The sequence below is a fragment of the Ferrovibrio sp. GW821-FHT12D07 genome (genome assembly GCF_058807275.1).
Genome location: NZ_JBXAQN010000001.1, coordinates 1,214,920 through 1,241,669, shown reverse-complemented (window position 1 = coordinate 1,241,669; position 26,750 = coordinate 1,214,920). Strand labels below are relative to the sequence as shown.

At 64.6% G+C, this 26,750-nt stretch carries 27 protein-coding genes; 14 read left to right on the top strand and 13 right to left on the bottom strand.

The genetic code is table 11. The features are described 5' to 3' along the window. The first annotated feature begins 4 nt into the window (after nt 1-4). The 4 genes from trpB to AC1RRE_RS06225 are packed head-to-tail and all read left to right on the top strand — an operon-like array spanning nt 5 to nt 4,286. Entirely contained in the window at nt 5-1,216 is a 1,212-nt protein-coding gene (gene trpB / locus AC1RRE_RS06240) for a tryptophan synthase subunit beta (protein ID WP_492980240.1), read from the top strand. Next, nucleotides 1,213-2,034 carry a tryptophan synthase subunit alpha gene (trpA, locus tag AC1RRE_RS06235; protein ID WP_492980239.1) on the top strand — a complete coding sequence of 274 codons (822 nt, stop codon included), beginning with the start codon at nt 1,213-1,215 and terminating at the stop codon, nt 2,032-2,034. Before trpB ends, trpA begins: the two co-directional genes overlap by 4 nt. 16 nt (nt 2,035-2,050) lie before the next feature. Further along, nucleotides 2,051-2,995, top strand: a complete 945-nt coding sequence (gene accD / locus AC1RRE_RS06230) for an acetyl-CoA carboxylase, carboxyltransferase subunit beta (RefSeq protein ID WP_492980238.1) — start codon at nt 2,051-2,053, stop codon at nt 2,993-2,995. Then, nucleotides 2,967-4,286, top strand: a complete 1,320-nt coding sequence (locus tag AC1RRE_RS06225) for a bifunctional folylpolyglutamate synthase/dihydrofolate synthase (protein WP_492980237.1) — start codon at nt 2,967-2,969, stop codon at nt 4,284-4,286. The genes accD and AC1RRE_RS06225 overlap by 29 nt, the downstream gene beginning before the upstream one ends. Here the strand turns inward: AC1RRE_RS06225 and trxA are convergent. Further along, complete coding sequence (gene trxA / locus AC1RRE_RS06220) at nt 4,283-4,606, bottom strand: thioredoxin TrxA (RefSeq protein ID WP_144068820.1); 324 nt, start codon at nt 4,604-4,606, stop codon at nt 4,283-4,285. The two genes, AC1RRE_RS06225 and trxA, sit on opposite strands and share 4 nt — an antisense overlap. Nucleotides 4,607-4,898: 292 nt before the next feature. Here trxA and AC1RRE_RS06215 point away from each other — a divergent pair, with 292 nt between their 5' ends. Continuing rightward, nucleotides 4,899-5,942, top strand: a complete 1,044-nt coding sequence (locus AC1RRE_RS06215) for an alpha/beta hydrolase family protein (protein WP_492980236.1) — start codon at nt 4,899-4,901, stop codon at nt 5,940-5,942. Nucleotides 5,943-6,025: 83 nt separating this feature from the next. Here AC1RRE_RS06215 and AC1RRE_RS06210 read toward each other — a convergent pair whose 3' ends face one another. The 8 genes from AC1RRE_RS06210 to AC1RRE_RS06175 form a co-directional block, all read right to left on the bottom strand. Continuing rightward, nucleotides 6,026-6,535, bottom strand: coding sequence for a DUF4167 domain-containing protein (locus tag AC1RRE_RS06210; protein ID WP_492980235.1), 510 nt, complete (start codon nt 6,533-6,535; stop codon nt 6,026-6,028). 270 nt (nt 6,536-6,805) lie between these two features. Next, nucleotides 6,806-7,669, bottom strand: a complete 864-nt coding sequence (prmC, locus tag AC1RRE_RS06205) for a peptide chain release factor N(5)-glutamine methyltransferase (RefSeq protein ID WP_492980234.1) — start codon at nt 7,667-7,669, stop codon at nt 6,806-6,808. Next, the gene (gene prfA, locus AC1RRE_RS06200; RefSeq protein WP_492980233.1) at nt 7,662-8,753 is read right to left on the bottom strand and encodes a peptide chain release factor 1; all 1,092 of its coding nucleotides are present in this window, start codon (nt 8,751-8,753) and stop codon (nt 7,662-7,664) included. Before prfA ends, prmC begins: the two co-directional genes overlap by 8 nt. 2 nt (nt 8,754-8,755) lie before the next feature. Then, nucleotides 8,756-9,997, bottom strand: coding sequence for a histidine--tRNA ligase (gene hisS / locus AC1RRE_RS06195; protein WP_492980232.1), 1,242 nt, complete (start codon nt 9,995-9,997; stop codon nt 8,756-8,758). 30 nt (nt 9,998-10,027) lie between these two features. Beyond that, the gene (gene ispG / locus AC1RRE_RS06190) at nt 10,028-11,161 is read right to left on the bottom strand and encodes a flavodoxin-dependent (E)-4-hydroxy-3-methylbut-2-enyl-diphosphate synthase (protein WP_492980231.1); all 1,134 of its coding nucleotides are present in this window, start codon (nt 11,159-11,161) and stop codon (nt 10,028-10,030) included. A 114-nt stretch (nt 11,162-11,275) separates the two neighbouring features. Further along, nucleotides 11,276-12,385, bottom strand: coding sequence for a helix-turn-helix domain-containing protein (locus AC1RRE_RS06185; RefSeq protein WP_492980230.1), 1,110 nt, complete (start codon nt 12,383-12,385; stop codon nt 11,276-11,278). Nucleotides 12,386-12,447: 62 nt separating this feature from the next. Next, entirely contained in the window at nt 12,448-14,721 is a 2,274-nt protein-coding gene (gene ptsP / locus AC1RRE_RS06180; RefSeq protein ID WP_492980229.1) for a phosphoenolpyruvate--protein phosphotransferase, read from the bottom strand. Between the two features lie 66 nt (nt 14,722-14,787). Continuing rightward, nucleotides 14,788-16,008: an aspartate kinase gene (locus AC1RRE_RS06175; RefSeq protein ID WP_492980228.1), complete on the bottom strand. Its 1,221-nt coding sequence runs from the start codon at nt 16,006-16,008 to the stop codon at nt 14,788-14,790. A 153-nt stretch (nt 16,009-16,161) separates the two neighbouring features. Here AC1RRE_RS06175 and ubiG point away from each other — a divergent pair, with 153 nt between their 5' ends. Continuing rightward, nucleotides 16,162-16,905, top strand: a complete 744-nt coding sequence (ubiG, locus tag AC1RRE_RS06170; protein WP_492980227.1) for a bifunctional 2-polyprenyl-6-hydroxyphenol methylase/3-demethylubiquinol 3-O-methyltransferase UbiG — start codon at nt 16,162-16,164, stop codon at nt 16,903-16,905. Here the strand turns inward: ubiG and AC1RRE_RS06165 are convergent. Beyond that, entirely contained in the window at nt 16,902-17,321 is a 420-nt protein-coding gene (locus AC1RRE_RS06165) for a DUF1178 family protein (protein ID WP_492980226.1), read from the bottom strand. The two genes, ubiG and AC1RRE_RS06165, sit on opposite strands and share 4 nt — an antisense overlap. Before the next feature lie 169 nt (nt 17,322-17,490). Between AC1RRE_RS06165 and AC1RRE_RS06160 the strand changes: the two genes are divergently transcribed. From AC1RRE_RS06160 to AC1RRE_RS06150, 3 genes are all read left to right on the top strand, one after another. After that, nucleotides 17,491-17,928 (top strand): class I SAM-dependent methyltransferase, encoded by a 438-nt coding sequence (locus AC1RRE_RS06160; protein WP_492980225.1) that lies wholly within the window; start codon nt 17,491-17,493, stop codon nt 17,926-17,928. Continuing rightward, complete coding sequence (locus AC1RRE_RS06155) at nt 17,925-18,479, top strand: GNAT family N-acetyltransferase (protein WP_492980224.1); 555 nt, start codon at nt 17,925-17,927, stop codon at nt 18,477-18,479. The genes AC1RRE_RS06160 and AC1RRE_RS06155 overlap by 4 nt, the downstream gene beginning before the upstream one ends. 64 nt (nt 18,480-18,543) lie before the next feature. Then, nucleotides 18,544-19,374 (top strand): inositol monophosphatase family protein, encoded by an 831-nt coding sequence (locus AC1RRE_RS06150; RefSeq protein ID WP_492980223.1) that lies wholly within the window; start codon nt 18,544-18,546, stop codon nt 19,372-19,374. On the opposite strand, the gene AC1RRE_RS06145 is transcribed toward AC1RRE_RS06150, so the two are convergent. The 3 genes from AC1RRE_RS06145 to AC1RRE_RS06135 are packed head-to-tail and all read right to left on the bottom strand — an operon-like array spanning nt 19,332 to nt 21,278. After that, nucleotides 19,332-20,183 carry a carbon-nitrogen hydrolase family protein gene (locus tag AC1RRE_RS06145; protein ID WP_492980222.1) on the bottom strand — a complete coding sequence of 284 codons (852 nt, stop codon included), beginning with the start codon at nt 20,181-20,183 and terminating at the stop codon, nt 19,332-19,334. The genes AC1RRE_RS06150 and AC1RRE_RS06145 overlap by 43 nt on opposite strands. A gap of 23 nt (nt 20,184-20,206) precedes the next feature. Then, nucleotides 20,207-20,464, bottom strand: a complete 258-nt coding sequence (gene grxC / locus AC1RRE_RS06140) for a glutaredoxin 3 (RefSeq protein WP_492980221.1) — start codon at nt 20,462-20,464, stop codon at nt 20,207-20,209. A gap of 37 nt (nt 20,465-20,501) precedes the next feature. Beyond that, nucleotides 20,502-21,278: a ComF family protein gene (locus AC1RRE_RS06135; RefSeq protein ID WP_492980220.1), complete on the bottom strand. Its 777-nt coding sequence runs from the start codon at nt 21,276-21,278 to the stop codon at nt 20,502-20,504. A 98-nt stretch (nt 21,279-21,376) separates the two neighbouring features. Between AC1RRE_RS06135 and AC1RRE_RS06130 the strand changes: the two genes are divergently transcribed. From AC1RRE_RS06130 to AC1RRE_RS06110, 5 genes are all read left to right on the top strand, one after another. Continuing rightward, nucleotides 21,377-23,167 carry an acyclic terpene utilization AtuA family protein gene (locus tag AC1RRE_RS06130; protein WP_492980219.1) on the top strand — a complete coding sequence of 597 codons (1,791 nt, stop codon included), beginning with the start codon at nt 21,377-21,379 and terminating at the stop codon, nt 23,165-23,167. Between the two features lie 71 nt (nt 23,168-23,238). Beyond that, nucleotides 23,239-24,315 carry a bifunctional DNA-binding transcriptional regulator/O6-methylguanine-DNA methyltransferase Ada gene (gene ada, locus AC1RRE_RS06125; protein WP_492980218.1) on the top strand — a complete coding sequence of 359 codons (1,077 nt, stop codon included), beginning with the start codon at nt 23,239-23,241 and terminating at the stop codon, nt 24,313-24,315. Between the two features lie 168 nt (nt 24,316-24,483). Further along, on the top strand, nt 24,484-24,963 hold the full coding sequence (locus tag AC1RRE_RS06120) for a Dps family protein (RefSeq protein ID WP_492980217.1): 480 nt from the start codon (nt 24,484-24,486) through the stop codon (nt 24,961-24,963). A 149-nt stretch (nt 24,964-25,112) separates the two neighbouring features. After that, nucleotides 25,113-26,066 carry a protein-methionine-sulfoxide reductase catalytic subunit MsrP gene (gene msrP, locus AC1RRE_RS06115; protein ID WP_492980216.1) on the top strand — a complete coding sequence of 318 codons (954 nt, stop codon included), beginning with the start codon at nt 25,113-25,115 and terminating at the stop codon, nt 26,064-26,066. A 24-nt stretch (nt 26,067-26,090) separates the two neighbouring features. After that, the gene (locus AC1RRE_RS06110) at nt 26,091-26,735 is read left to right on the top strand and encodes an HAD family hydrolase (RefSeq protein ID WP_492980215.1); all 645 of its coding nucleotides are present in this window, start codon (nt 26,091-26,093) and stop codon (nt 26,733-26,735) included. Nucleotides 26,736-26,750 lie beyond the last annotated feature (15 nt).

The window sequence follows — 26,750 nt, the reverse complement described above, 5'->3', positions numbered from 1 at the left end:
AGTGATGACGGCGATCAATTCCTATCGCACCGGCCCCGATGAGAACGGCCATTTCGGCAAGTTCGGCGGGCGTTTCGTCGCCGAGACGCTGATGCCGCTGATCCTGGAGCTGGAGAAGCACTACAAGCAGGCCAAGGCCGATCCCGCCTTCAAGGCCGAGATGGACTATCTGCTGCGCGACTATGTCGGCCGCCCGAACCCGCTGTATTACGCCGAGCCGCTGACCCGGCATCTGGGTGGCGCGAAGATTTACCTGAAGCGCGAAGAGCTGAACCACACCGGCGCGCACAAGATCAACAACTGCATCGGCCAGATTCTGCTGGCCAAGCGCATGGGCAAGAAGCGCATCATCGCCGAGACCGGCGCCGGCCAGCATGGCGTGGCGACGGCGACCGTGGCGGCGCGCTTCGGCCTGCCCTGCGTGATCTATATGGGCGAAGTGGATATCGAGCGGCAGCAGCCCAACGTCTTCCGCATGCGCCTGCTGGGCGCCGAAGTGCGCGCCGTGAAATCCGGCTCGAAGACGCTGAAAGACGCGATGAACGAGGCGCTGCGCGACTGGGTCACCAACGTGCACGACACCTTCTACATCATCGGCACGGCGGCCGGCCCGCATCCCTATCCGCAGCTGGTGCGCGACTTCCAGTGCATCATCGGCGAAGAGACCAAGGAGCAGATGATCGAGCGCGAGGGCCGTATCCCGGACAGCTTGGTCGCCTGCATCGGTGGCGGCTCGAATGCCATCGGCATGTTCCATCCCTTCCTGGATGAGCGCAGCGTGCAGATCTATGCCGTCGAAGCCGCCGGCGAAGGGCTGGAGACGGCGCGCCATGCGGCCTCGCTGGCCAAGGGCGTGCCCGGCGTGCTGCATGGCAACCGCACCTTCCTGCTGCAGGACGAGGACGGCCAGATCACCGAGGCGCATACTATTTCCGCTGGCCTCGACTATCCCGGCATCGGCCCGGAGCATGCCTGGCTGCATGAGGTCGGCCGCGTGACATATCTGTCAGCCACCGATCGCGAGGCGCTGGATGCCTTCCAGCTGCTGTCCCGGACGGAGGGCATCATTCCGGCTCTGGAATCGTGCCACGCGCTGGCGCAGGTGATCAAGCTGGCGCCCAAGCTGCCGAAGGATCATCTGATGGCGGTCTGCCTGTCGGGCCGTGGCGACAAGGACATCTATACAGTGGCGAAAGCCCTGGGAGTGACGCTGTGAGCCGCATCGACAAGCGTTTCGCTGACCTGAAAAACCAGGGCCGTGCCGGCCTGGTCACCTTCATCACCGCCGGCGATCCGGATCACGCCACCTGTGCCCGCCTGCTGGCCGAGCTGCCGGCTGCCGGCGCCGATGTGATCGAGCTGGGCATGCCGTTTTCCGACCCGATGGCCGATGGCCCGTCTATTGAAGCAGCGGGTTTGCGTGCACTCGCCAACGGTGCCAGCATGAAGACGACGCTGAAGCTGGTGACCGACTTCCGCAAGAAGGACGACGCGACACCGATCGTGCTGATGGGCTACTTCAATCCGATTTCGGCCTACGGTGTCGACAAGTTCCTGACCGATGCCAAGGCCGCCGGCGTGGATGGCCTGATCATCGTCGACCTGCCGCCGGAAGAGGACAGCGAACTCTGCCTGCCCGCCGTGAAAGCCGGCATCCACTTCATCCGCCTGGCGACGCCGACCACCGACGCGGCCCGCCTGCCCGCCGTGCTGGCGAATACCTCGGGCTTCCTCTACTACGTCTCCATTGTCGGCATCACCGGCGCGGCAGCGGCCGATCCCGATGCGGTTGGCAAGGCGGTTGCGCGAATCAAGCAGCACACGAAAATCCCGGTGGCCGTCGGTTTCGGCATCCGTGACGGCAAGCGCGCCGCCGAAATCGCCGCGGTGGCCGATGCCGCCGTGGTGGGCACGGCCCTTGTGGAACGCGTGGCCGAGGCCCAGATTAAGAAAATCGATCCGGCCAAGCATGTGCTGGAACTGGTACGCGAACTGAGCGCAGCCGTACGCGGCGTCGCCAAGGTCGCGGCTTAAAGCAAGGAAGATTGCGATGAACTGGCTGACCCGTACCGTCCTGCCGAAGATCCGCGAATTCACCGCGAAGAAGGACACGCCGGACAATCTGTGGCGCAAATGCCCGAACTGCCAGCAGATGATCTATGCCAAGGAGCTGGAAGAGAACCAGCATGTCTGCCCGAAATGCGATCATCACATGCGCGTCGGACCGAAGGAGCGCTTTGCCGCGCTGTTCGACAGGGGCGAATACCAGACCATCGAACTACCCGACGTGGTGCAGGACCCGCTGCACTTTCGCGATTCCAAGAAGTATCCCGACCGCCTGAAGGATGCGCGCAACAAGACCGGCCAGAAGGATGCCTTCGCCGTCGCCCATGGCACGCTGACCGGCCAGGATGTCGTCATCGCCGTACAGAACTTCGCCTTCATGGGCGGCTCGATGGGCATGGCCACCGGTGAGGCGCTGATTACCGCCTCCACGTTGGCGATCAACCAGAATGCCGCCCTGATCCTGTTCGCCGCCGCCGGCGGCGCGCGCATGCAGGAAGGCATCCTCAGCCTGATGCAGATGCCGCGCACGGTGATCGCCGTGCAGCGCCTGCGCGAGGCGCATCTGCCCTTCATCGTCGTGCTGACCGATCCGACCACCGGGGGTGTCACGGCCTCTTACGCCATGCTGGGCGACATCCAGGTCGCAGAGCCGGGCGCGTTGATCGGCTTTGCCGGCCCGCGCGTGATCGAACAGACCATCCGCGAGACCCTGCCCACCGGCTTCCAGCGCGCTGAATACCTGCTGGAGCACGGCATGCTGGACATGGTGGTGCATCGCCGCGAGCTGCGCGAAACGCTGGGGCGTATCGTCGCCCTGCTGCTCGACCCGCAGCCGAAGGCCGATGTGGTGGCGCTGCCGCGCCCGGGCCTGGAGATTCCGCCGACCGGCGAGATTCCGCATGGCTCCGCCGGCAAACGCGCCCGCTAAACCGGACCCGATCCTGCAGCGCCTGATGGCGCTGCATCCCAAGGCGATCGACCTCTCGCTGGACCGCATCCGCGCCCTGCTGACGCGGCTGGGCGATCCACATCTGCATCTGCCACCGGTGTTCCATGTGGCCGGCAGCAAGGGCAAGGGTTCGACCACCGCCTTCCTGCGGGCCATGGCCGAGGCCGCCGGCTATCGCGTGCATGCCTATACCTCGCCGCATCTGGTGCGGTTCAACGAACGTATCCGGCTGGCCGGCCAGTTGATCGACGATGACCGGCTGGTCGCGCTGCTGGAACAGTGCGAGCGCGTCAATGCCGGCATGCCGATTACCTTCTTCGAGATCACCACGGCGGCAGCCTATCTCGCCTTCGCGGAGACGCCGGCTGATCTGGTGCTGCTGGAAACAGGACTGGGCGGCATCGCCGACACCACCAACGTCATCCCGCAGCCGGCGCTGACGGCGCTGACGCCGATCGGCATCGATCATGTCGCCTTCCTCGGCGATACGATTACCAAGATCGCTGCCAACAAGGCAGGCATCCTGAAGCCCGGCGTGCCCTGCGTGGTCGGCCCGCAGCCATCGGACGCCATCACTGTCATCGCTGCACGCGCCACCGAAACCGGCTCGGCGCTGTTCCGCCATGGCCGCGACTGGACGGTGCGCGAGACGGCTGATGGTCTGGTCTGGCGCGACAGCATGGTGGAACTGACCCTGCCCCGCCCGGCCCTGCTGGGCGCGCATCAAGTGATCAATGCCGGCATCGCGATTGCCTGCGCCCGGCACCTGCCCGGTTTCACCATCTCCCCGGACGCCATCGCCGCCGGCCTGCGCCAAGTCGACTGGCCGGCCCGCATGCAGCAACTGACCAAGGGACCGCTGGTGGATCTGCTGCCGCCCGGGACAGAACTATGGTTAGATGGCGCGCATAACGCCATGGCAGGCGAGGCGCTGGCCGATACCCTGAAGCAGTTGCCACCACGGCCGACCTGGCTGCTGGCCGGCATGCTGAACACCAAGGATGCGTCAGGTTTCCTCCGCCCCCTGGCGCCCGGCCTGCAGGGCGCGCGCTGCATCGCCATTCCGGACGAGGCCAACAGCCTGTCGGCCGAAGACCTCGCGGATGCCGCCCGCAGTATCGGTCTGGCAGCAGAACCCGCCGGCAGCGCCGAAGCTGCCATCCGGCAGATCGCACAAACGATACGGGCCGATGCTGCTTCAGCACCGGCCCGCGTCATTATCTCCGGCTCGCTGTACCTCGCGGGCCGGGTCTTATCCGATAATTCTTAGATCGCCGAGTTGATCCACTCGACGATGCGGCTCTTCGGCATCGAGCCGACCTTGGTCGACACCGGCTTGCCATCCTTGAACAGGATGAGTGTCGGGATGCCGCGCACGCCGAACTTCGACGGAGTCATCGGGTTCTCGTCGATGTTGACCTTGGCGATGGTCAGCTTGCCGGCCATCTCGCTGGCGATCTCGTCCAGCGCCGGGGCGATCTGCTTGCACGGGCCGCACCATTCGGCCCAGAAGTCGACGAGCACAGCGTCAGAGGACTTCAGGACGTCGCTCTCGAAGGAGGCGTCGGTAACTTTGGTCGGCGCGGACATGGGGGAACCTCTTTGGAATGGTTGGGCCGGAGTCGCCATGACACAACGAATCCGACCATCGAAGGTTAAAGGTAAGTAGCCCCCCGGAGACCGTCAAGCTGACGCCCATCACAGCGCCGGGGGCGGGCCAGTACTCGGCAAATTTTGCCCAACCCCATGATATTACTGGAAAAGCAGGGAAATTTAGAGAAAATCAAGGGTGGACAAGCCGCGTTTCGGGTTGTTACAACTGGTTACAGTCCAGCGGGCCAAGGCCTGCTTTTGTTAATAATTGAAGAGTTACGGGGGAAGGATGACAGGGGGATACGCACAGACGCTGCGTCAGTTCCGCAGCCTCTGCCGAATTTCCGCTCTTGCGTTGCTTTTGGGCAGTGTCGCCGCCTATGCGCCGACTGCTGACGCTCAGCCGCGCGCCGGCCAGACCAAGTCCTCGATTGCCCCCAAGCCCGATTCCAAGCCTGCCAAGGCCACTGCCCCGCGCAAGCTGAAGTCCGCCGAACCGGCCCGTCGCGCCGCCGAGGCCGACAGTACCGGCTTCACCATCGATGGCCGCCGCGTGCGCGTCGATATCGTGAAGGCCGAGACCGACATGCTGGGCCCGGACGGCAAGACCCCGGCCGTGCTGATCCTGCACGGCGCCCATGGCCTGGGCGACGGCTCGCTGTTCTACCCGCAGGCCAAGGCGCTGGCCGAAAAGGGCATCACCGCCTTCGTCATCCATTACTTCGATGGCATTCCGCAGGCCCGCAAGGCCGCCCCCACGCTGCATGACGAGCGCGAGCGGGTGATCGCCGAGGCTGTGTCCTACGTTTCCAAGCAGGCCTATGTCGATTCCGACCGCATCGGCGTCTTCGGCCTGTCGCTGGGCGGCTTCCATGCGCTGGCGCTGGGCAGCCGCGATCCGCGCATCCAGGCCGTGGTCAACGTCGTCGGCGCGATGCCGTCGGAAGTGCAGCGTCGTGGCGTGCACCGCATGCCGCCGACGCTGGTGCTGCATGGCGACAAGGATGCCACCGTGCCGGTGCGCCGCGCTTATGAACTCGCCAACCTGCTGGGCGAAGTCGGCGCCGAACACGAAGTCATGATCTACAAGGGCCAGGGCCACACCTTCCGTGGCGATGCCCAGAGCGACAGCATCACCCGCACCGTCGGCTTCTTCGAGCGCTATCTCGGCACCGACCGCGGCCTGCTCGACAAGGAGCTGGAGATCGACCTGGCACTGGCGCCGGTGGTGCCGGAGGCCGAGACGCTGCCGATCCGCGCGCTGACCATCGCCGACGAAGCGCTGTGGGCCCAGGCCGAACAGGGCGCCGCCGCCGCCATCCCCGGCAACTGAGCCACGCGGCTTTCATTCATCACGCATTAAAAAAGGCCGCTGGTAACCAGCGGCCTTTTTTTGTCATTCAGACTTGCGGCTGCTTACGCAGCGTTGGCTTCGTCGCGCTCGGCGGCAGCCTTGGCTTCCGGATCGAGGACCGCTTCCAGTTCGCGCTCCAGGCTCGGCTGCTCGCCATTGCCGCCATCGGCGGCGTTGCCGGTGTTGCCATCAGCTGCCGGCTGCTGGGCCTGCTGACCGCCCTGCTGGGGCTGCTGCTGGTTGCCATTCTGCTGCTGATTGGCGGCGCGCTGCATCGGCGTCACGCCCTGGGCCAGCATGATGCGGTAATAGTGTTCCGCATGCTGGAGGTAATTCTCGGCGGCGACGCGGTCGCCCGAGGCATTGGCGTCGCGTGCCAGTTGGCAGTAACGCTCGAAGATATTCGTGGCGGTGCCGCGCACCTTCACTTCGGGGCCATTGGAGTCGAAGTTGCGGTGGGAATTGTTCATTCCGCTGTTGTTACCGCCGCCGCCTCCGCCGCCTCCGCCGCCACCATTATGCGGCCTCCGGCCCTGAGGACGGCCGCCACGCTGACGATTCTTATTGTTCACGGGTCATCTCACTTGTTTTCAGTAAATTGCGCGGTCAGGCATCATGCGCACACGCATTGCGTCGCTACCGCGCGCCATGCGGTCGGCCTCTCGATGAAACTTCAGTCGAAGAGGCGATGACGCTGCCTGCCTTATTCGCCCCTGGTTAACACCCGAAGGCGGGTTCCTTGGGACCGCGTCACCCCGAATCCCAAGATAAGCGGGGGCAGAGGCCATGCCAACCCTTTTTTCAGGGAATTCCCGAGGCTTCGTCACAATTGAGGCCTGAATTCAGGCCGGTTTGCGACCGGTAACGACGCGCCCGATGCCCGACAGATCGGGGAGGACCGCGATTTCAGCAAAGCCCGCCCCGGCCAGCAGGGTGCTCACTGCGGCATCTTGTCCCATGCCGATTTCCAGGGCCACGATGGCCCCGGGCGCCGCCAGGCGCGCCAGATCGGGCATCAGCAGCCGATAGGCGTCCAAGCCATCGGCACCGCCATCCAGCGCCAGATGCGGATCGTAATGCCTGACTTCGGGCTCCAGCGTTGGCACCACCGCGCTTTCGATATAGGGCGGATTGCTGATCAGGATGTCGAAAGCGCCCTCGACGCCCGCGCCCCAACTGCCCTGCCGGAAGGCAGCGCGCGCCGAGAGACCGAGGCTTGCCGCATTCTCCTGCGCGATGGCGAGCGCGGCCGGCGACAGATCGACGCCAAGACCGCTGGCGTTACGCAGTTCATGCAGCAGGCTGAGCAGCAGGCAGCCCGAGCCGGTGCCGAAATCGACCAGGCGCAGCGCCGCCTGTTTGTCCGGCACCGCCGCCAGTACGCCGGCGACCAGCGTTTCGGAATCAGGGCGCGGATCGAGTACATCATGGCTGGTGCGAAACTCCAGGCTCCAGAATTCGCGGCGGCCGATGATCTTCGAAACCGGTTCGTGTTGCAGCCGTCGCACCAGCAGCGCTTCGAAGGCAGCGATGGCTTCCGGTGTGAGCAAGGCGGCGGAATCGAGACGGAGGCGATTGGCGCTGATGCCGCTCGCCTGCTCCAGCAGCAGGATGGCATCCAGACGCGGCGTCTCGGCCACATCGGCCTGCTTCAGACGCTCGGTGGCGGCCGCGATCACCGCACCGATCGTCTGTTTCTCAGGCATTGTTGAGTTCGGCCAGACGACTGGCCTGATCCTCGGCGATCAGCGCCTCGATCACATCGTCCAGCGCCTCGCCCGTCACCACCTGCTCGATTTTATAGAGCGTGAGATTGATGCGATGATCGGTCACGCGTCCCTGCGGGAAATTGTAGGTACGGATGCGCTCCGAGCGATCGCCCGAGCCAACCTGGCCCTTGCGGTCGGCGGCCCGCGTGGAGGCCAGACGCTCGCGCTCGGCCTCGTACATCTTGGCACGCAGCAGCTTCATCGCCTTGGCCTTGTTCTTGTGCTGCGACCGCTCGGTCTGCTGCGCCACCACAATGCCAGTCGGGATATGGGTGATGCGCACAGCGGAATCGGTGGTGTTCACATGCTGGCCGCCAGCGCCCGAGGAACGATAGACGTCGATGCGCAGATCGCTCTCGTTGATGTCGATATCGACATCCTCGGCCTCGGGCAGCACGGCCACCGTCGCGGCCGAGGTATGGATGCGGCCCTGCGTTTCGGTATCGGGCACGCGCTGCACGCGATGCACGCCGGACTCGAATTTCATCCGCGCAAAGACGCTGCGGCCGGAGATCGTCGCAATCGCTTCGCGGAAACCGCCCAGTTCGGTATCGGCGATACTTTCCACTTCAAAGCGCCAACCATGCTTGGCGGCATAGCCGCGATACATCTCGAACAGGTCACGCGCGAACAGCGCCGCCTCGTCACCGCCGGTGCCGGCGCGCACTTCCAGGATGGCGTTCTTCTCGTCCGCCTCGTCCTTGGGCAGCAGCATGATCAGCACGTGGCGCTCGGCCTCGGGCAGCACCGCCTGCGCGGCCTTCCACTCGGCCTCGGCCAGGCTGCGCATCTCGGAATCAGATGCCGGATCGTCGCGCATCACGAGGAGATCAGCGACCTCCTGCCGCAGCCGCCGCCATTCGGCAATCGCCTGCACCAGCGGCTCGATCTCGGCATATTCCTTCAACAGCTTGACGAAAGCATCGGCCGCAAGACCGCCGGCGGACATCTGCGCCTGCAGCATCTCGTAGCGCTCGATCACCTTGTCGAGCTTGGCCTCCGGCAGGCCGGCAGCATCCATGATCAGGCCTTCAGGCTGGCGGCAAGATTGGCGAGCGGGACTTCGGTTTCCGTGCCGCTCTTCAGGTCCTTCAGCTTGGCCACGCCCTTGGCTAGCTCGTCGTCGCCGATCACCACGGCATGCGTGCAGCCCATCTTGTCGGCGCGCTTGAAGCGCTTGCCCGCATTGCCCTTGTAGGCCAGCTCGATGGCGATATCGGCGCGGCGCAGATCGGCAGCAATCTTCACGGCGGCGGCTTCGGCCTTCTCACCGATCGGAATGATCGCGACCGTATCGGCCAGCACCGGCTTGGGGTCGCTCAGCATAACCAGACGCTCGATGCCACCGGCCCAGCCGATACCCGGCGTCGGCTTGCCACCCAGCTGCTCGACCAGACCGTCATAGCGTCCGCCGGCCAGCACCGTGCCCTGCGCACCCAGCATGTCGGTGGTGAACTCGAAGGCCGTATGCGTGTAGTAATCCAGGCCACGCACCAGACGCGGGCTGACCTTGAACGGCACGCCATTGCCGGTGAGGCCATCCTGCACGGCCTGGAAGAAATCGCGCGCTTCCGGCGTCAGGTATTCCTGGATCAGCGGCGCATTGGCCACCAACGCGCGGTCGCCCTCGTCTTTAGAGTCGAGGATACGCAGCGGGTTCTTCTCCAGGCGCTTGCGGCTGTCTTCCGACAGCTTGTCGACATGGCCGCCGAAATACTTCACCAGCGCATCGCGGTAACCGACGCGGCTTTCCGGATCGCCCAGCGTGTTCAGCTCCAGCACGCATTTGTCGAGAATGCCAAGCCGGCGCAGGATCTCGGCGGCCAGCGCGATCACTTCGACATCGGCCTGCGGCTCGGGCGCACCCAGCACTTCCACGTCGATCTGGTGGAACTGACGCTGACGGCCCTTCTGCGGCCGCTCGAAGCGGAACATCGGACCCCAGGCAAAGGTCTTGAACGGCACATGCTGCAGCAGGCCGTTCGAGATGAAGGCGCGGCAGATGCCGGCGGTGTATTCCGGACGGAGCGTCAAGCCCTCGCCGCCCTTGTCGGTGAAGGAATACATCTCCTTGGAGACGACATCCGAGGTCTCGCCCATCGAGCGCGCGAAGACATCGGTGAATTCAAAGATCGGCGTCGACATCTCGCGATAGCCGAACAGGAATGCAGCCTTGCGCGCCGTGTCCACCACATGGCGGAAACGGTCATAATCGTCAGGCAGGATGTCATGCGTACCGCGCACGGGCTGCAGCTGCTGGGCCACGGCGTGTCTCCGTCTTTGAAAGGTGGATAGCTAAGACGCGGCGTCGGCCGCGTCTTCGGATTGCTTCTTGGCGGCTTCGATCTCGCGCGCCTTGTTCTCGACCAGCTCAACCAGATGCGCGACGATGTCCTCGTTCTGCAGCCGGTGTGCCGGCTGGCCGGCGAGATAGACCTGATGCGTATTCTTGCCGCCGCCGGTGAAGCCGATATCGGTCTCGCGCGCCTCGCCCGGGCCGTTGACCACGCAGCCGATCACGCTCAGCGTCATCGGTGTGGTGATATGGCCAAGGCGCTGCTCCAGCACCTCGACCGTCTTGATCACATCGAAATTCTGGCGCGCGCAGGACGGGCAGGAAATCACGTTCACGCCGCGATGGCGCAGGTTCATCGACTTCAGCATGTCGAAGCCGACGCGCACTTCCTCTTCGGGTGCGGCCGAGAGCGACACGCGCAGCGTATCGCCGATGCCCGACCACAGCAGCATGCCCAGACCGATGGAGGATTTCACCGTGCCGATGCGCTGGCCGCCGGCTTCGGTCACGCCGATATGCAGCGGATAGTCGCAGGCCTCGGCCAGACCCTGATAGGCGGCGACGGCCAGGAAGACATCGGATGCCTTCACGCTGATCTTGAATTCGCGGAAGTCATGGTCTTCCAGGATGCGTGCATGATCCATGGCGCTTTCGACCATGGCTTCCGGGCAGGGCTCGCCATATTTCTCCAACAGGTGCTTTTCCAGCGAACCGGCATTGACGCCGATACGCATCGAGCAGCCGTGATCCTTGGCGGCCTTCACCACCTCACGTACACGGTCGGCGCTGCCGATATTGCCGGGATTGATGCGCAGGCAGGCAGCGCCAGCCTGGGCGGCCTCGATGGCGCGCTTATAGTGGAAATGGATGTCGGCGATGATCGGCACCTTCGACTGGCGCACGATCTCTTTCAGCGCCCTGGTCGAATCCTCATCCGGGCAGGAGACGCGCACGATATCGGCGCCGGCCTCCTCGCAGCGGCGGATCTGGTCCACCGTGGCGGCCACGTCGCTGGTCAGCGTGTTCGTCATGGTCTGCACAGTGATCGGCGCGTCGCCGCCCACCGGCACCTTGCCGACGAAAATCTGCCGCGACTTGCGGCGCTGAATATCGCGATAGGGTCGGATGCTCATGGTCTGGTTTCCGTCCGGCTCAGCTGGGACTCAAGAGGCCTGCGGACGCGGCGTAACATGGCGTCTTTACCGGGTGATGGCAAGGTGGCCACCTGCCGGAAGCCTTCCTGGACGCTAGCCCTGGCGCTCGCCGCCCGGGTTCTTCAGGCGCTCGGGATCCAGCGAAATACCGCGCTTCACCTCGCCCTCGTTGCCCAGCGGAGCCATGGTCTGGCCATCCACCACGATCCGCACGCCGCCGGCATTGCCGGTCAGCAGGGTGAGGCCGGCGCGGTCAGGCACCTGATAGCGTTCGCCGGCATTCAGCAGCCGGGTGAAAACCTGTTCGTTGTTCGGCCCGCGCACCTGGATCCAGGACGGCGCGACCGCCTCCAGGCGGATGCGGCTGGCGGCCTCGGTGGCGCCATAGCTGGTGGCGGCAGACGGAGCGGTTGCGGGCGCGGCGGCAACGGCCGGCGGCATCTGGGCAACAGGCGCCGGGATAGCGGGGACCGAGGCTGTCGAAGTCGGGGCTGCAGGCGTCGGCACGGGTGCAGGCGCCGGCGGGGCGGCCGTCACCACGGGCGGTGACGAGGCTGCGGGGGGCGGCGTCACGGTCTGCGTGGCCGCAGGAGCCGGGGTCTGGGCAGGCGCTGCCGGTGCGGGCGACGGCACAGGCAACGGCGCGGTGGCCACGACCGGCGGTGACACCGGCGGCGGCAGCACCATGGGGACAGAGGGTGCGATCGGCTGCGGACTGGGCACCAGATCGGCAAGACGCGACGGCACGGCCTCGATCAGTTCATGCCCGATGCGCAGTGCTTCCTGATGGCGATACCACAGGCCGTAAGCGACGGCGGCAATCACCAGCGCGCCCAGCACCAGCCACAGACGCGGCGTGCGTTCTTCCGGGCGCGGCAGCGGGAAGTTCAGCACGGTACGCTGCACCGTGCCATCGGCTTCGCCCTGATAGGTCTTCAGGACCTGTTCGGGATCGAGGCCAAGGAATTCTGCATACTGGCGCAGGAAGCCGCTGACATAGACCGCGCCGGGCAATTCGGCGAAGCGGCCTTCCTCGATGGCTTCCAGATAGGGACGACGAATACGCAGGCGTGCGGAAACATCAGCAAGGGCGAGGTTTCGCCGCTCACGCACAACCTTCAGGCTATGGCCGACCCCCTCGTAACGTCCCCCGACACCGAGGGCGCCCGCTACGGCCGACTGTTCGCCGGACTGGCTATTCATTGTTTTCGCCCGCCTTGTTCGTATGGCCATTTTACGTCAATTGGGCAATGAAGCCAGCTATTTCAAACAATTACGCCATTTTCCCGGGCAAATTCTTCCAGGGCGGCCCGCATACTACGCTCGGGTGAACCGTAGTGCTTAGCCATAAAATCAGCCAAACGGGGAACATCCAGGCTACGGAGCATTTCCTTGACCGGACCAATCGCATTGGCCGGCATGGACAGGCGGCGGAAGCCCAGGCCCAGCAGGGCCATGGCCTCGAGCGGGCGGCTGCCCATCTCGCCGCACATGGTGACCGGCTTTTCGGCCGCATGGCACTGCTGCACCACCCAGTGGAGGAAGCCGAGCATGGCCGGGCTCAGCGGATCATAGCGGTCGGCCAGCTTGGGGTTGCCGCGGTCGGCGGCGAACATGAACTGCATCAGGTCGTTCGAGCCGACCGAGATGAAATCGACCAGCGGCAGCAGCGCCGGCAGCTGCCAGGCCAGTGCCGGCACTTCCAGCATGGTGCCGACCGAGACCTTGAGCGGCACGACCTTGCGCAGATTAACCAGACGCTGCACCTCGCGGTCCAGCAGGCGACGGGCGCGGCGGAATTCATCCACCTCGGCAATCATCGGGAACATCACATGCAGGTTGCGGCCCGCCGCCGCCTCCAGCATCGCGCGCAGCTGCACCTTCAGCAGGCCGGGACGATCCATCGCCAGGCGGATCGCACGCCAGCCCATCGCCGGATTCTCTTCCGGATACTTCACCAGATACGGCAGCACCTTGTCGCCGCCGATATCCAGCGTGCGGAACACCACCGGGCGGTCGCCGGCATGCTCGATGACGCGGCGGTAGATCGCAGTCTGCGCTTCGGCCTTGGGCAAGGTCGGTCGCACCATGAACTGCAGCTCGGTGCGATAGAGCCCGATGCCATCGGCATTGGTCTCGTCGAGATGGCTCAGATCGATCAGCAGGCCCGCATTGACCAGCATGGCGACGCGCATACCGTCGCGCGTGACCGGTGGGTCTTCGCGCTGGGCGGCGTATTTTGCCAGCCGCGCCTTGCGCAAGGAAACGCTCTGGTGGAAGGCGTTGACGACATCGGAGACCGGACGGACAAAGACCTGGGCATGGTCGCCGTCGACCACGACGGTATCGCCCGGCTCGACCTTGGCGATCACGCCCTCGACACCACCCAGCACCGGAATGGACAGCGCACGCGCCACGATGGCGACATGGCTGACGCTGGAGCCTTCTTCCAGCACCACGCCCTGCAGCTTGCGGCGGTCATAGTCCAGCAGCTCGGCCGGCCCCATCTGGCGCGCAAACAGGATCGCGTTGTCAGGTAGGTTCTCGGCCGCCGAATGCTGCGGTTTGCCGGTCAGATGCAGCAGCAGGCGGTTGGCCAGATCGTCGAGATCGGCCAGGCGCTCGCGCAGGTAAGGATCGGTGATCGCCTGCATGCGGTGGCGCGTATCGCCCTGCACGCGCAGCACGGCGGCCTCGGCCGTCAGGCCGGATTCCACTGCCTGATGCAGCTTGGACAGCCAGCCGGTGTCATGGGCGAACATCTTGTAGGTTTCCAGGATGTCGCGGCTCTCGCCGACAATGTCGCTGTCGGGCGCATCCAGCATCTTGTTGACCTGGTCCCGCATCGAGGTAACGGCCGCATCCAGCCGCTCCTTCTCGAACGGAATATCGTCGGCCATGGTCTTTTCGATATGAATGCGCGGCTCGTGCAGCACGGCGATGCCGATCGCCAGGCCTTCCGACAGCACGCGGCCATCGGCGCGGAACGGCATCGTCGAAATGCGATTGGTCGCCGCGATATCCTCGCCGCCCGAGAGCTGGCCCGAGGACACCATCTCGGCCAGCACCATGGCGATGGTTTCCAGCGCCTCGGTTTCCTCGTCGGCATACTGGCGGCGCGTCTTGTTCTGCACGACCAGCACGCCGATGACGCGATTGTCGCGCAGCAGCGGCACGCCGAGCAGCGAGTGATAGATTTCTTCGCCGGTTTCCGGCTTGTAGGCGAATTGCGGATGGTTCTGCGCATCCGCCAGCGCCAACGGACGCGCATGCGCCGCGATATCGCCGACCAGACCTTCGCCCACGCGCAGGCGCGTCTTGTGCACGGCGTCGGGGTTCAGACCCTCGGTGGCGTAGAGTTCGAGTTCGTCATTGCGCAGCAGATAGACCGAGCAGACTTCGGCGACCATGTTGGCGCCGATATTGCGCACCACGCGGGCCAGACGTTCGTCGACGGTGCCGGCTTCCGCCATCACCTCACGCAGACGGCGCAGCAGGCCACGCGGCCCGGGTGCTGATGCCCGTCCCGTCGGCGTCACAGCCCTTCTCCGCTCTTTACCGGAGAGGCTGGTCTGGTCTGCCCTCCCCGCATCGGCCCTCCGGGGTCATTCGGCGTCGAGGCCGAAGGCGGTGTGCAGAGCGCGCACCGCAAGTTCAGTGTAGTCGGCGCTGATCAGAACGCTGACCTTGATTTCAGACGTGGTGATGGCCTGGATATTGATGTTCTTCTCGGCCAGCGCCTTGAACATGATATGCGCGACGCCTGCATGGCTGCGCATGCCCACGCCGACCACCGACACCTTGATCACATTGCGATCCGGCACCAGCTTGGCCCAGCCCAGGCTCTTTTCCTGCTTCTCCAGAATCTGCACCGCGCGATCGAGATCGCCGCGACCCATGGTGAAGGTCATGTCGGTCTTCTTGCCGTCCTCGGAGATGTTCTGGACGATCATGTCGACGTTGATGCCGGCATCCGACAGCGGCCCGAAAATGCCGGCCGCAATACCCGGACGATCCGCCACGCCGATCAGGGTGACCTTGGCTTCATCGGCGGAATAGGTGACACCCGAAACGATCTGCTTTTCCACGATCTCTTCCTCATCGACAACCAGCGTGCCGGCAACATCCGCGAAACTCGACAGAACCTGGGTGCGCACCCGGTGGTTCATCGCCATTTCCACCGAGCGGGTCTGCAGCACCTTGGCCCCCAGTGAGGCCAGTTCCAGCATCTCCTCGTAGGTGATCTTATCCAGCTTGCGGGCTTTTTTCACGATGCGCGGATCGGCTGTGTATACGCCGTCCACGTCCGTATAAATGTCGCACCGGTCGGCCTTCAGCGCCGCGGCCAGCGCCACGGCCGAGGTATCCGAGCCGCCGCGGCCCAAGGTAGCGATCCGCTCGCCCGGGCCAACGCCCTGGAAGCCCGCCACCACCGGCACCACGCCCGCGGTCATGTCCTTGATCATGGCGGCACCGTCGATTTCCTCGATCCGGGCCCGGCCATGCATGTCATTGGTGCGGAGCGGCACCTGCCAGCCCTGCCAGGACCGGGCCTTCAGGCCGGCGGCCTGCAGGGCGATCGAGACCAGACCGGTGGTCACCTGCTCGCCGGCAGCGACGACCGTGTCGTATTCCTTCTGGTCATGGACCGGATCGATCTGCTTGCACAGGTCGACCAGGCGGTTGGTCTCGCCGGACATGGCAGAGACCACCACGGCAACCTGGTTGCCGGCGTCCACTTCCCGTTTCACCTTGGCGGCCACATTCTTGATCCGGTCGACCGAACCAACCGATGTGCCGCCGAATTTCATCACCAAGCGCGCCATGTCGCTCGATCCCGTTTCACGATACGTTGTCGATAGCTGACCGGCGGAACCTTGCCGGCAAAAAGGCGGGTCCTTAATACTCTCGGGGCCGGCCCGGAGCAAGCCGACCAAACGTAAAAATCCCCTGTTTTTGCCTGATCTTGCCGGACCCTCATGACCCAGACTGCCGCCAGTATCGACCCTGCCGAAATCGAGCGTTTTTCCGCCCTCGCGGCCGAGTGGTGGGACCCGCAGGGGAAGTTCCGTCCCCTGCACAAATTCAACCCCGTCCGGCTGGGTTTCATCCGCGACCGAATCGCTGCGCATTTCGGCCGGGACGTTGCGTCAGACGGCCCCCTGACCGGCCTGCGGCTGCTGGATATCGGCTGCGGCGGCGGTCTGGTTTCCGAGCCGATGGCCCGGCTGGGCGCGGCGGTCACCGGAGCTGACGCTGGGGAACGCAATATCGGGGTGGCCAGCCTGCATGCGGCCGAGGCCGGGGTGGCGGTCGATTACCGCTGCACCAGCGCCGAGGCCCTGGCCGAGGCGGGCGAGCAGTTCGACGTGGTGCTGGCACTGGAGGTGGTGGAGCATGTGGCCGACCTGGCCGGCTTCCTGGCCGCCTGCGGCCAGATGGTGAAGCCGGGCGGGCTGCTGATCGCCGCCACGCTGAACCGCACGCCCAAGTCATTCGCGCTCGGCATTGTGGCTGCCGAATACATCCTGCGCTGGGTGCCGCGCGGCACGCATGACTGGAAGAAGTTCCTCAAGCCGCATGAACTGGCCGGCAGCCTGCGCCACAGCGGCCTGACCCTGAAAGAGGTCGCCGGGGTGAGCTACGATCCGCTCAACGACCGCTGGAGCGTGGGCACGGATACAAGCGTGAATTACATGCTGATGGCGACGAAGGACACCTAGGCGTCGCTGCGCGGCAGCCAGGGGATCATGGCAACGTCGACGCCCTCGTCCACCAGCTCTTTCGCCTCTTCCTTAGTCGCTTCGCCGTAGATGTTGCGCTTGTCGGTTTCGCCGTAGTGAATCTTGCGCGCCTCTTCGGCGAACTGGTCGCCGACATAATCGGCGTTCTTCTCGACATGATCGCGGATTTCGGTCAGCGCCTGGCGCATCATCGCGACTTGTTTTGCTTCCGAGGCTGCCTTTTCCGCTTTCGACTTGCCGATGCGCGGCGCCATCGGCGCCTTGCTCACCTTGCGCGAGTTGCAGACCGGACAGACAACCTTGCCCGACGCCGCCTGTTCGTCATAGGCGGCGCTGTCAGAGAACCAGCCTTCGAAGACATGGTCCTTGCGGCATTTGAGTTCGTATTTGATCATCGCGACGGCAGGATTGGGTGATTCGGCGCTGCGCCAAGTCTCTCAGGGGATGTAACAGTTTATACATGGGGCAGTCGTAGCCGTGCAACAAGGGGCTCAGGACGGGAATAGGCCTGCGCCGTCGGACTGGATCCGGCGGTTCGCGCCGCAGGTTGCAGCCGGCGGCAGCGTGCTCGATGTCGCCTGCGGCAGCGGGCGCCATGGCCGACTGTTTCTGGGGCACAATCATCCGGTGGTTTTTCTCGATCGCGATCTGCGCGGCGTGCTCGACCTCAAGGGCGATGTGCGCGCTGAACTGATCGAAGCCGATATAGAGGCCGGCCCATGGCCCCTGAAAGATCGTCAATTCAATGCCGTCGTCGTGACCAACTATCTCTGGCGGCCGTTGTTTCCTGCACTGCTGGAAGCCGTGCAGCCCGGCGGCCTGCTGCTCTACGAGACCTTCATGCGCGGCAACGAACGCTTCGGCAAACCAAGCAACCCGGACTTCCTGCTCAAACCCAATGAACTGACCGAGGTCTGCAAGGATGGCTTCGATATCCGCGCCTTCGAGCAGGGCGAAGAGACGAGCAGCGTGCGCCAGAAGATTTGTGCGGTGAAGCTGTGAGTCTGGACATCGAGACCGAACGCCTGCGGCTGCGCCGTTTCAATGGCACCGACTGGCAGGGGCTGGCGCGCTTTTATGCCGACGACCAGGTGATGCGCCACATGCTGCCCGGCCGCGGCCTGTCCCGCGAACAGGCGCAGGACCGCGCCAAGAGCAACATCCACAATTTCAACGACCACTGGGACCGGCGCGGCTATGGTGTCTGGGCGGTGACCGATCGCGCCAGCGGACGCCTGCTGGGCCAGTGCGGCCTACGCTGGATTCCGGAAGCCGAAGCGACAGAACTGCTGTACCTTTTCAACAAGACCGTCTGGGGCCGCGGCCTCGCCACCGAGGCCGGCCACGCCGTCCTCGGTTACGCTTTCGAGACTGCACAGCTCTCCGCCGTGATCGCGCTGACCGCGCCGGAAAACCGCAATTCGCAACGCGTGCTGGCTAAACTTGGCTTTGCCTATGCCGGCGAACAGCCGCTATGGGAGCGGATTGTCAGCTGGTTCAGTTTGCCGCGTGAAAGCTGGAACACAACGCAACCGCAAAGCGCACGTTCCTGAGCGCGATCCTGATTTCCGAAATTTGCTGTTGGGCCGCGCGTCCGTGAGGCGTAGCATCGCGCTCATGACGATAGATATCGAGCAACGCCTGCAGCATGCCATCCAGGTGATCCGCGAAGCCGGGAAGCTGGCGCGCGGCTTCTACGACAATCGCAAGGAGCTGGTGATCCAGCTCAAGGGCGTGCAGGACTTTGTCAGCCAGGCAGATTCGGAAACCGAAGACCTGATCACCTCACGCCTGCTGTCGGCTTTCCCGCATGACGGCATCCTGGGCGAGGAACGCGGCCGGCGCGGCGGCGAGACCGATGCACTCTGGGTGATCGATCCCATCGACGGCACCGCGAATTACGTGCGCGGACTACCGTATTGGTGCATCGCCATCGCGCTGGTGGTGCGCGACACGCTGGAACTCGGCCTGATCTACGATGTGATGAGCGACCGGCTGTATACGGCGCGGCGCGGCCATGGCGCTTTCTGCAACGGCAAGCCGATCATGGTGAGCGGCACCCAGCAGATCGAGCGCGCCTGCATCGGCGTCGGCTATGGCCATGGCGAACCGGCCGACATCCATGCCGCCATCATCGACAGGCTGCTGCGTGCCCATTGCCAGTATCGCCGCCTGGGCAGCGGCCTGCTGCTGATGGCGTTGGCCGCCGAGGGCGCACTGGATGGGTTCTATGAAGCGCGGATGAAGCCCTGGGATGCGCTGGCCGGCCTGCTGATGGTGCGCGAAGCCGGCGGCATCACCAACGATTACGATTTCGACGGCCAGACCAAGGCCGAGCCGGTGCTGGCGCTCAATGGCGCACTATGGGCACCCTTCGCCAAGGCAATGAACCTGTCCCTGCCTGCCTATTCGGCGGCGCGGCCCGAGAGACGCGTCGGCAACGCATAGACCGGATCGTGGTTCCAGGCCGGAATCTGCGCCCGCGCCTTGGCCACGTCCGCCAGATCGATCTCGACCACCGTGACGCCGACGCCTTCACCCATATCGGCCAGCACGCGTCCCCAGGGATCGACGACCAGCGAATGACCGTAGGTCTGGCGGTTGCCCGGATGATCGCCCCACATGGCGGGCGCAACCACAAAGGTCCCCGTCTCGATGGCGCGCGCCCGCATCAGCACATGCCAGTGCGCCTTGCCAGTGGTGCGCGTGAAGGCAGCCGGGATCGAGATCACTTCCGCGCCGGCCTGCGCCAAACCGCGATAGAGACCGGGGAAACGCAGGTCATAGCAGACCGACATGCCGAGATGGGCAAAGGGCAGCGGCACCACCACGCCATCGGCGCCCGGCGCGATCGAGTTGGACTCGCGATAGGTTTCGCCTGACGGCAGGTCGACATCGAAGAGATGAATCTTGTCGTAGCGCGCCGCGATCTTGCCGTCCGGATCGAGTAGGAATGAGCGGTTGAAGTTGCGGTTGGCACCCTCGGGCTTGATGGCCAGCGAGCCGATCAGCAGCCAGGTCTTCAGCTCGGCCGACAGCGCGCGAAATGCCTGCAGCGCCGGATGGCTCTCTTCCGGCCGGCCGGCAGCGACGCTGGCGGCGGCATTCACGCCCATGAAGCCGGAATTCTCCGGCGTGGCGATGAATTCAGCGCCGTCATTCTTCGCCTGACGAACCAGGGCCGAGACATGCGCGATATTCGTGCTCATGTCATCCCAGATATTGGGCTGTACCAGACCGATCTTGACCTTCGTCATCGCCGCCCCGTTTGGTTTGCTTGTTAAGCCGCCAGCATCGGATCGAGCTTGCCGGCGCGTTCCAGTTCGTACAGGTCGTCGCTGCCGCCGACATGCTGGCCATTGATCCATATCTGCGGCACGGTGCGGCGACCGCCGGCCTTTTGCGTCATCTCGTCGCGCTTGGCAGCATCGTAAGAGACATCGATCTCCTCGTAGGTCTGCCCCTTCTTCTCGAGCAGCGCCTTGGCGCGCGCACAATAGGGGCACATGAAAGTGGTATAAATCACGATATCGGCCATGACATCCTCGTTTGAAGCCCCTCAGCTTCCGACCCGATTATATGGTGCCCTGTTCGGCGCGAACAACCCGCGCCAGCGTCAGCACATCCACGGCCGCCGCCCCGCTCCGGCGCAAAACCCGGCAGCAGGCGGAAACCGTTGTCCCGGTGGTGAAAACATCATCGATCAACAGCACGCGCCGACCCCGGATCGCCTCGGCCGCGCCCTCGCCCGGCGTGATCGCCCCGGCTAGCACCCGCCGCCGTTCGGCCCGGCTGAGCCGCCCCAGGCTGCGGGTCGGCTTTGGCCGTTCCAGCAGATCGAACCGCACCGGTTTTCCCGCAAGCCGGCCAAGCTGTGCCGCCAGCAGGGCCGACTGGTTGAAGCGCCGCCGCCACAGCCGCCAGCGATGCAGCGGCACGGCAACGATCAGGTCGCAGTCCTGCAGCAGTTCCGCGCCGGCTGTCTGCATCAACGCAGCAAGTCCCGGCACCAGATCAGTGCGGTCGCCGCGCTTGAACCGCAGAACCAGATCGCGACCACCGCCGGCATAGGTGAAGACCGCGCGTGCGCGATCAAAGCGCGGCGGCGTCTGCAGGCAGGCGGCACAGACCAGGCCTTCGGGCACCGGCATCGCATAGGGCAAGCCGCAGGTGGGACAGCAGGGCGCGGCAATGAAGCCGACGTCGGGCCAGCACTGCGCGCAGAGCCGGCCGGGTTCGTCCACGGTGACGGTACAAAGCATGCATTGCGGCGGCAGCAACGTGTCGACCGCGCCGCGCCAGAACCGGCGTAGCGCCCGCATGGGCAGCAAAGGGTTTTCGATCTGCAGCATGGTCGGTATGACGCAACGGAAGACCGGCATAAGGATGCATGACGCGCGCAGCCGGTCCCGGTATGGTGGCAGAAAAGCGGTGCGGAGGAAACGAAAGCATGAGCGGCCAGACAACGGGCAGGACCATACGCATCGGCGGCGCATCGGCCTTCTGGGGTGACAGCATGGTGGCCGCGCCGCAGCTGCTGGCGTCGGGTCAGGTCGACTATCTGATCTTCGATTATCTGGCCGAGATCACCATGTCGATCATGGCGCGCATGCGCGCGAAAGACCCCACACAGGGTTATGCCACCGATTTCGTCGCGGTCACCCTGAAGCGCCTGCTGCCTGAGCTGGCGCGACGCAAGGTCAAGGTCGTGGCCAATGCCGGCGGCGTCAATCCCGCCGCCTGCGCCGCCGCCATCCGCGCGCTGATCGCGGAGGCCGGGCTGTCGCTGACAGTCGGCGTGGTGCTGGGCGACGACCTGATGGCCGATATCGACACATTGAAGCCACAGCTTGAACCGATGGACAAAGGCGCGGTGGCGCCGGAGCGCTTCATGTCGGCCAATGCTTACCTGGGCGCCGCGCCGATCGCCGCCGCGCTCAAATCAGGCGCGGATATCGTGGTCACCGGCCGTTGTGTGGATTCCGCGCTCTGCCTTGGCCCGCTGCTGCATGAATTCGGCTGGGACCTGCAGGATTTCGACCGCCTCGCCGCCGGCAGTCTGGCCGGCCATATCATCGAATGCGGCGCGCAGGCCTCGGGCGGCCTGTTCACCGACTGGCAGAGCGTGCCGGACTGGGACAACATCGGCTACCCCATCGCAGAGATTTCCGAAGACGGCAGCTTCGTCGTCACCAAGCCCAAGGATACCGGCGGCCTGGTCAGCTTTGGCACTGTGGCCGAGCAGCTGGTCTACGAGATCGGCGATCCGGCCTGCTATCAACTGCCCGATGTCACTTGCGATTTCACAGCCGTGCAGATCGAGGAGATCGCCGAACATCGCGTGCGTGTTTCCGGCGCGAAAGGCCGCCCGCCATCGGATCGCTACAAGGTCTCGGCTACCTATATGGACGGCTTCCGTGCCGTCGCCCATATGACCATCGGCGGCATCGATGCACGCGCCAAGGCCGAACGCTCGGCCGAGGCGATCCTGAAGCGCACACGACGCATCTTCACCCAGCTCAATCTCGGCGACTATCGTGCCATCTCGATTGAAATCCTCGGTGCCGAGGCAATGTATGGTTCGCAAGCCGGTTCGCATGCGCGCGCCAGCCGCGAGGTCGTGATGAAGCTGGCGGTCAGTCACGAGAGCAAGACGGCGCTGGAGATTTTCAGCCGCGAGATCGCGCCGGCCGGCACGTCGTTTTCACCCGGCACCACCGGCTTCTTCGGTGGCCGGCCAAGCCCGCAGCCGATTGTGAAACTGTTCTCCTGCTTCATCGTCAAGACCGCGCTGCCGCTGACGCTGGATATGGCCGGTATGGCAGTCCCCCTGGATATTCCGCTGATCAGCGGTGACACCATCGGCGCGCCCGCCGGCAAGCCGGTACAAGGCGCCCTGCCCGTCACGACTGCGACCGTACCGCTGATCCGATTGGCTTACGCACGGTCAGGCGACAAGGGCAATGACAGCAATATCGGCGTGATCGCGCGCAGGCCCGATTACCTGCCCGCCATCCGCGCGGCGCTGACCGAGGCCGCCGTGGCCGGGTATTTCAGCCATCTGGTCGAGGGTCCGGTCGAGCGGTTCGAATGGCCCGGCATCCACGGGCTGAATTTCCTCATGCATGGGGCGCTGGGCGGTGGCGGCATCGCATCCTTGCGCAACGACCCGCAGGGCAAGGCTTTTGCCCAGATGCTGCTGGATTTCCCGGTGCCGGTACCGGCTTCCTGGAATCTGTAAGAGTTGGGGGGCTTTAATGGCTGCGCAAAAGGCGGATAGTGTGGCCGGGGCACCGGCCCTATCTTGGTCCCATGACAAAAGCACAGCGACTGCCCACAGATATCGAATTCGCAGCGATCCGCAGCAATGACAGCGCAGCCGACGGCCGGTTTTTCTACGGCGTCAGCAGCACGAAAATCTTCTGCCGCCCCTCCTGCATCAGCCGCGCCCCCAAGCGCGAGAATGTCCGCATCTTCGCCACGACGGAAGCTGCAACAGAAGCCGGCTATCGGTCCTGCAAGCGCTGCCGCCCGGACCAGATGCCGAAGGCCGATGCGCGGCTGGAACGCGCCCGCGCCCTGATCGACCGCCGGCTTGCCGCCGGGGAACCCACCCCCACGCTCACCGAACTGTCCAAGGAGGCTCACATGGGTGCGACACATCTGCAGCGCCGCTTTGCGGCAACCTACGGTCTCAGCCCGCGCGCCTATGCCGAAGCACAGCGCGTGACCAACCTGAAGCAGGAACTGCGCCAGGGCAGCGGCGTGACCGATGCGATCTATGGCGCCGGTTTCGGCGCAGCCAGCCGCGTCTATGAAAAGGCCGACCGCTGGCTTGGCATGACCCCGGCCGATTATCGCCGTGGCGGTGAAGGTCTCACGCTGGAAGTCGCGATCCGCCGCACCACGATGGGGCCGACGCTGGTGGCCGAAAGCCCGCGCGGCATCGCGGCCCTGCTGTTCGGCCAGAGCGACAAGGCCATGCTGGCCGAACTGCGCGATGAATTCCCCGCTGCCGAAATCCGTCGCAACGACAAGGCCGGCGCTGCCGCCTATACGGCGCTGGACTCCATCCTGGCCGGCAAACCTGCTCCGCGCGGCCTGCGACTGGACCTGCGCGGCACGCCGTTTCAAATCAAGGTCTGGACCGCCCTGCAAGCCATCCCGGCCGGCGAGACTCGCAGCTATCAGCAGATCGCCGCCGCCGTGGGAGACCCGAAAGCCTCTCGCGCCGTCGGCTCGGCCTGCGGCAACAATATCCTGGGCGTGCTGGTGCCCTGTCACCGCGCATTGCGCAGCGACGGCAGCCTGGGCGGCTATCGCTGGGGGCTGGACCGCAAGGAAAAGCTGCTCAGCACCGAAGGCGTCGAATTCGAACCGGCCGAATAAACGCCGGGCAAAACCAGTCGTCGCATTTCCGAAGTCACAATTGGGGTATATCCTTGCCGGAACGTCCTGCCGGCCATGCATTGTCGGGCGCTTGCAGTCGGTTAGAATAGTTCTAAATTAATAATCCGGCCCGGAAAATCAGGCCAAAAAATCAGGAAGGAGTGCCCCATGGCTGTCGCAATCGACATCGGCATTGCCGATAAGGAACGCAAGAAAATCGCCGATGGCCTGTCGCGCCTTCTGGCCGACACCTACACGCTCTATCTCAAGACCCATAACTATCACTGGAATGTCGAAGGCCCGATGTTCCAGACGCTGCACACCATGTTCGAGGTGCAGTACACCGAACTCGCCCTGGCCGTGGACCTGATCGCCGAACGTATCCGCGCGCTCGGCCATTATGCACCGGGCTCCTATGCGCAATACGCCAAGCTGTCTTCCATCAAGGAGGAAACCAGCGTTCCGGCGGCGCAGGACATGATCAAGGACCTGGTCAAGGGCAACGAAGCCGTCAGCAAGACCGCCCGGGCGATCTTCCCGGTTGTGGAAAAATCCTCCGACGAGCCAACCGCCGACCTGCTGACCCAGCGCATGCAGATCCATGAAAAGACCGCCTGGATGCTGCGCAGCCTGCTGGAAAAGAAGTAAGCGCCTAAAATACGTCCCTAAAAATACTTCGGTGACCCTGTAACGTTTCGCCCCGTCTCACCGAAGCTTGATTGGAAGCCGGCCTGCGACCCATTAGGTTCACCCCTACCGGTTGCAGGCCGGACATTTTCGGGAGCGGAGCACGCATCATGCTGATCAAACGTCGTCGTGGCTGGGAATTGCCGGAATCGATGGCCACGCCGGAGGCGCTGTTCTTCGACCGCCGCAAGCTGCTGCTCGGCCTCGGCGCCGCCGGCCTGATCGGCGCCACCGGCCTCAAGGGCGCCCGCGCCGAGACCGCCACCGACCTCTACCCGGCCAAGCGCATCGACACCTACAAGCTCGATCGCGAGATCACCGAGGAAAAGACCGCCACCACCTACAACAACTTCTACGAATTCGGCACCAGCAAGAACATCGTCAAGCCGGCGCAGGCGCTGACCATCAAGCCCTGGCAGGTGAAGATCGACGGCATGGTCGCCAAGGAAATGACCGTCGATGCGGAAGACCTGATCCGCAAGATGCCGCTGGATGAACGCCTGTACCGTCATCGCTGCGTCGAGGCCTGGGGCATGGCGGTGCCGTGGAGCGGCTTCCCGCTGAAGGCGCTGGTCGATTACGCGCAGCCCACCTCGGGCGCGAAATACCTCAAGATGGAAACCTTCTCGCGTCCGCAGGAAGCCAGCGGCCAGAAGCAGTTCTGGTATCCCTGGCCCTATGTCGAGGCCGTGACCATCGAAGAGGCCCGCAACGAACTGGCCTATATCGCCACCGGCGTCTACGGCAAGCCGCTGCCCAAGCAGATGGGCGCGCCGCTGCGTCTGGCGCTGCCGTGGAAATACGGTTTCAAGTCGGTCAAATCGATTGTGCGCTTCACCTTCACCGACCAGCGCCCCAAGACCTTCTGGGAAGCGCTGGGCCCCAGCGAATACGGCTTCTGGGCCAACGTGAACCCGACAGTGGCGCATCCGCGCTGGAGTCAGGCCAGCGAGGAGCTGATCGGCACCGGCAAGCGTGTGCCGACGCAGATGTTCAACGGCTACGGCGAACAGGTTGCCGACCTCTACAAGAATGCCGGGCCGGGCGAGAAGCTTTTCATGTAATCCGGTCTCGGCTATCCATCACGGATGGCCTTCGATCTGATCATTTTCGACATGGATGGTACGCTGGTCGACAGCGAGCCGCTCGCCAACCGCGTGTTTCACGAGAAGCTGCAGCCGCATGGCCTGCCGAAGGACGTGGACGAGGCCTGCCTCGCCCGCGACCTGACCGGCCTCAGCCTGCCGAGCTGCTACGCCTTCCTGCGCGAGCGCTACAGCATCATCCTGCCCGATGATTTCGAGGATGACCTGCAGGCCGAAACCTATCGCCGCCTGCGCAGCGACCTGAAGCCCATTCCCGGCGCCCCGGCCATGCTGGACCAGGTGAGCGCACCCAGATGCGTGGCGTCATCATCCGAGCTGGACAAGATCGCCCTCAGCCTGGAACTCTGCGGCCTCAGCCATCATTTCGGCGCGCATTACTTCAGCGCCCAGCAGGTGAAGCACGGCAAGCCCGCGCCCGATCTCTATCTCTATGCCGCAGCCCGCATGGGCAATGTGCCGCCGGCGCGCTGTGCGGCCGTGGAAGACAGCCTGCCCGGCGCCACCGCCGGCATCCGCGCCGGCATGACGGTGTTTGCCTACCGGCCCGATGGCGATGGCGAAGCCTTCACCGCCATGGGCTGCCGAGTCTTTGGCGACATGCGCGACCTGCCGGCGCTGCTGGCTTAAGGGCAAAAAAAAGCC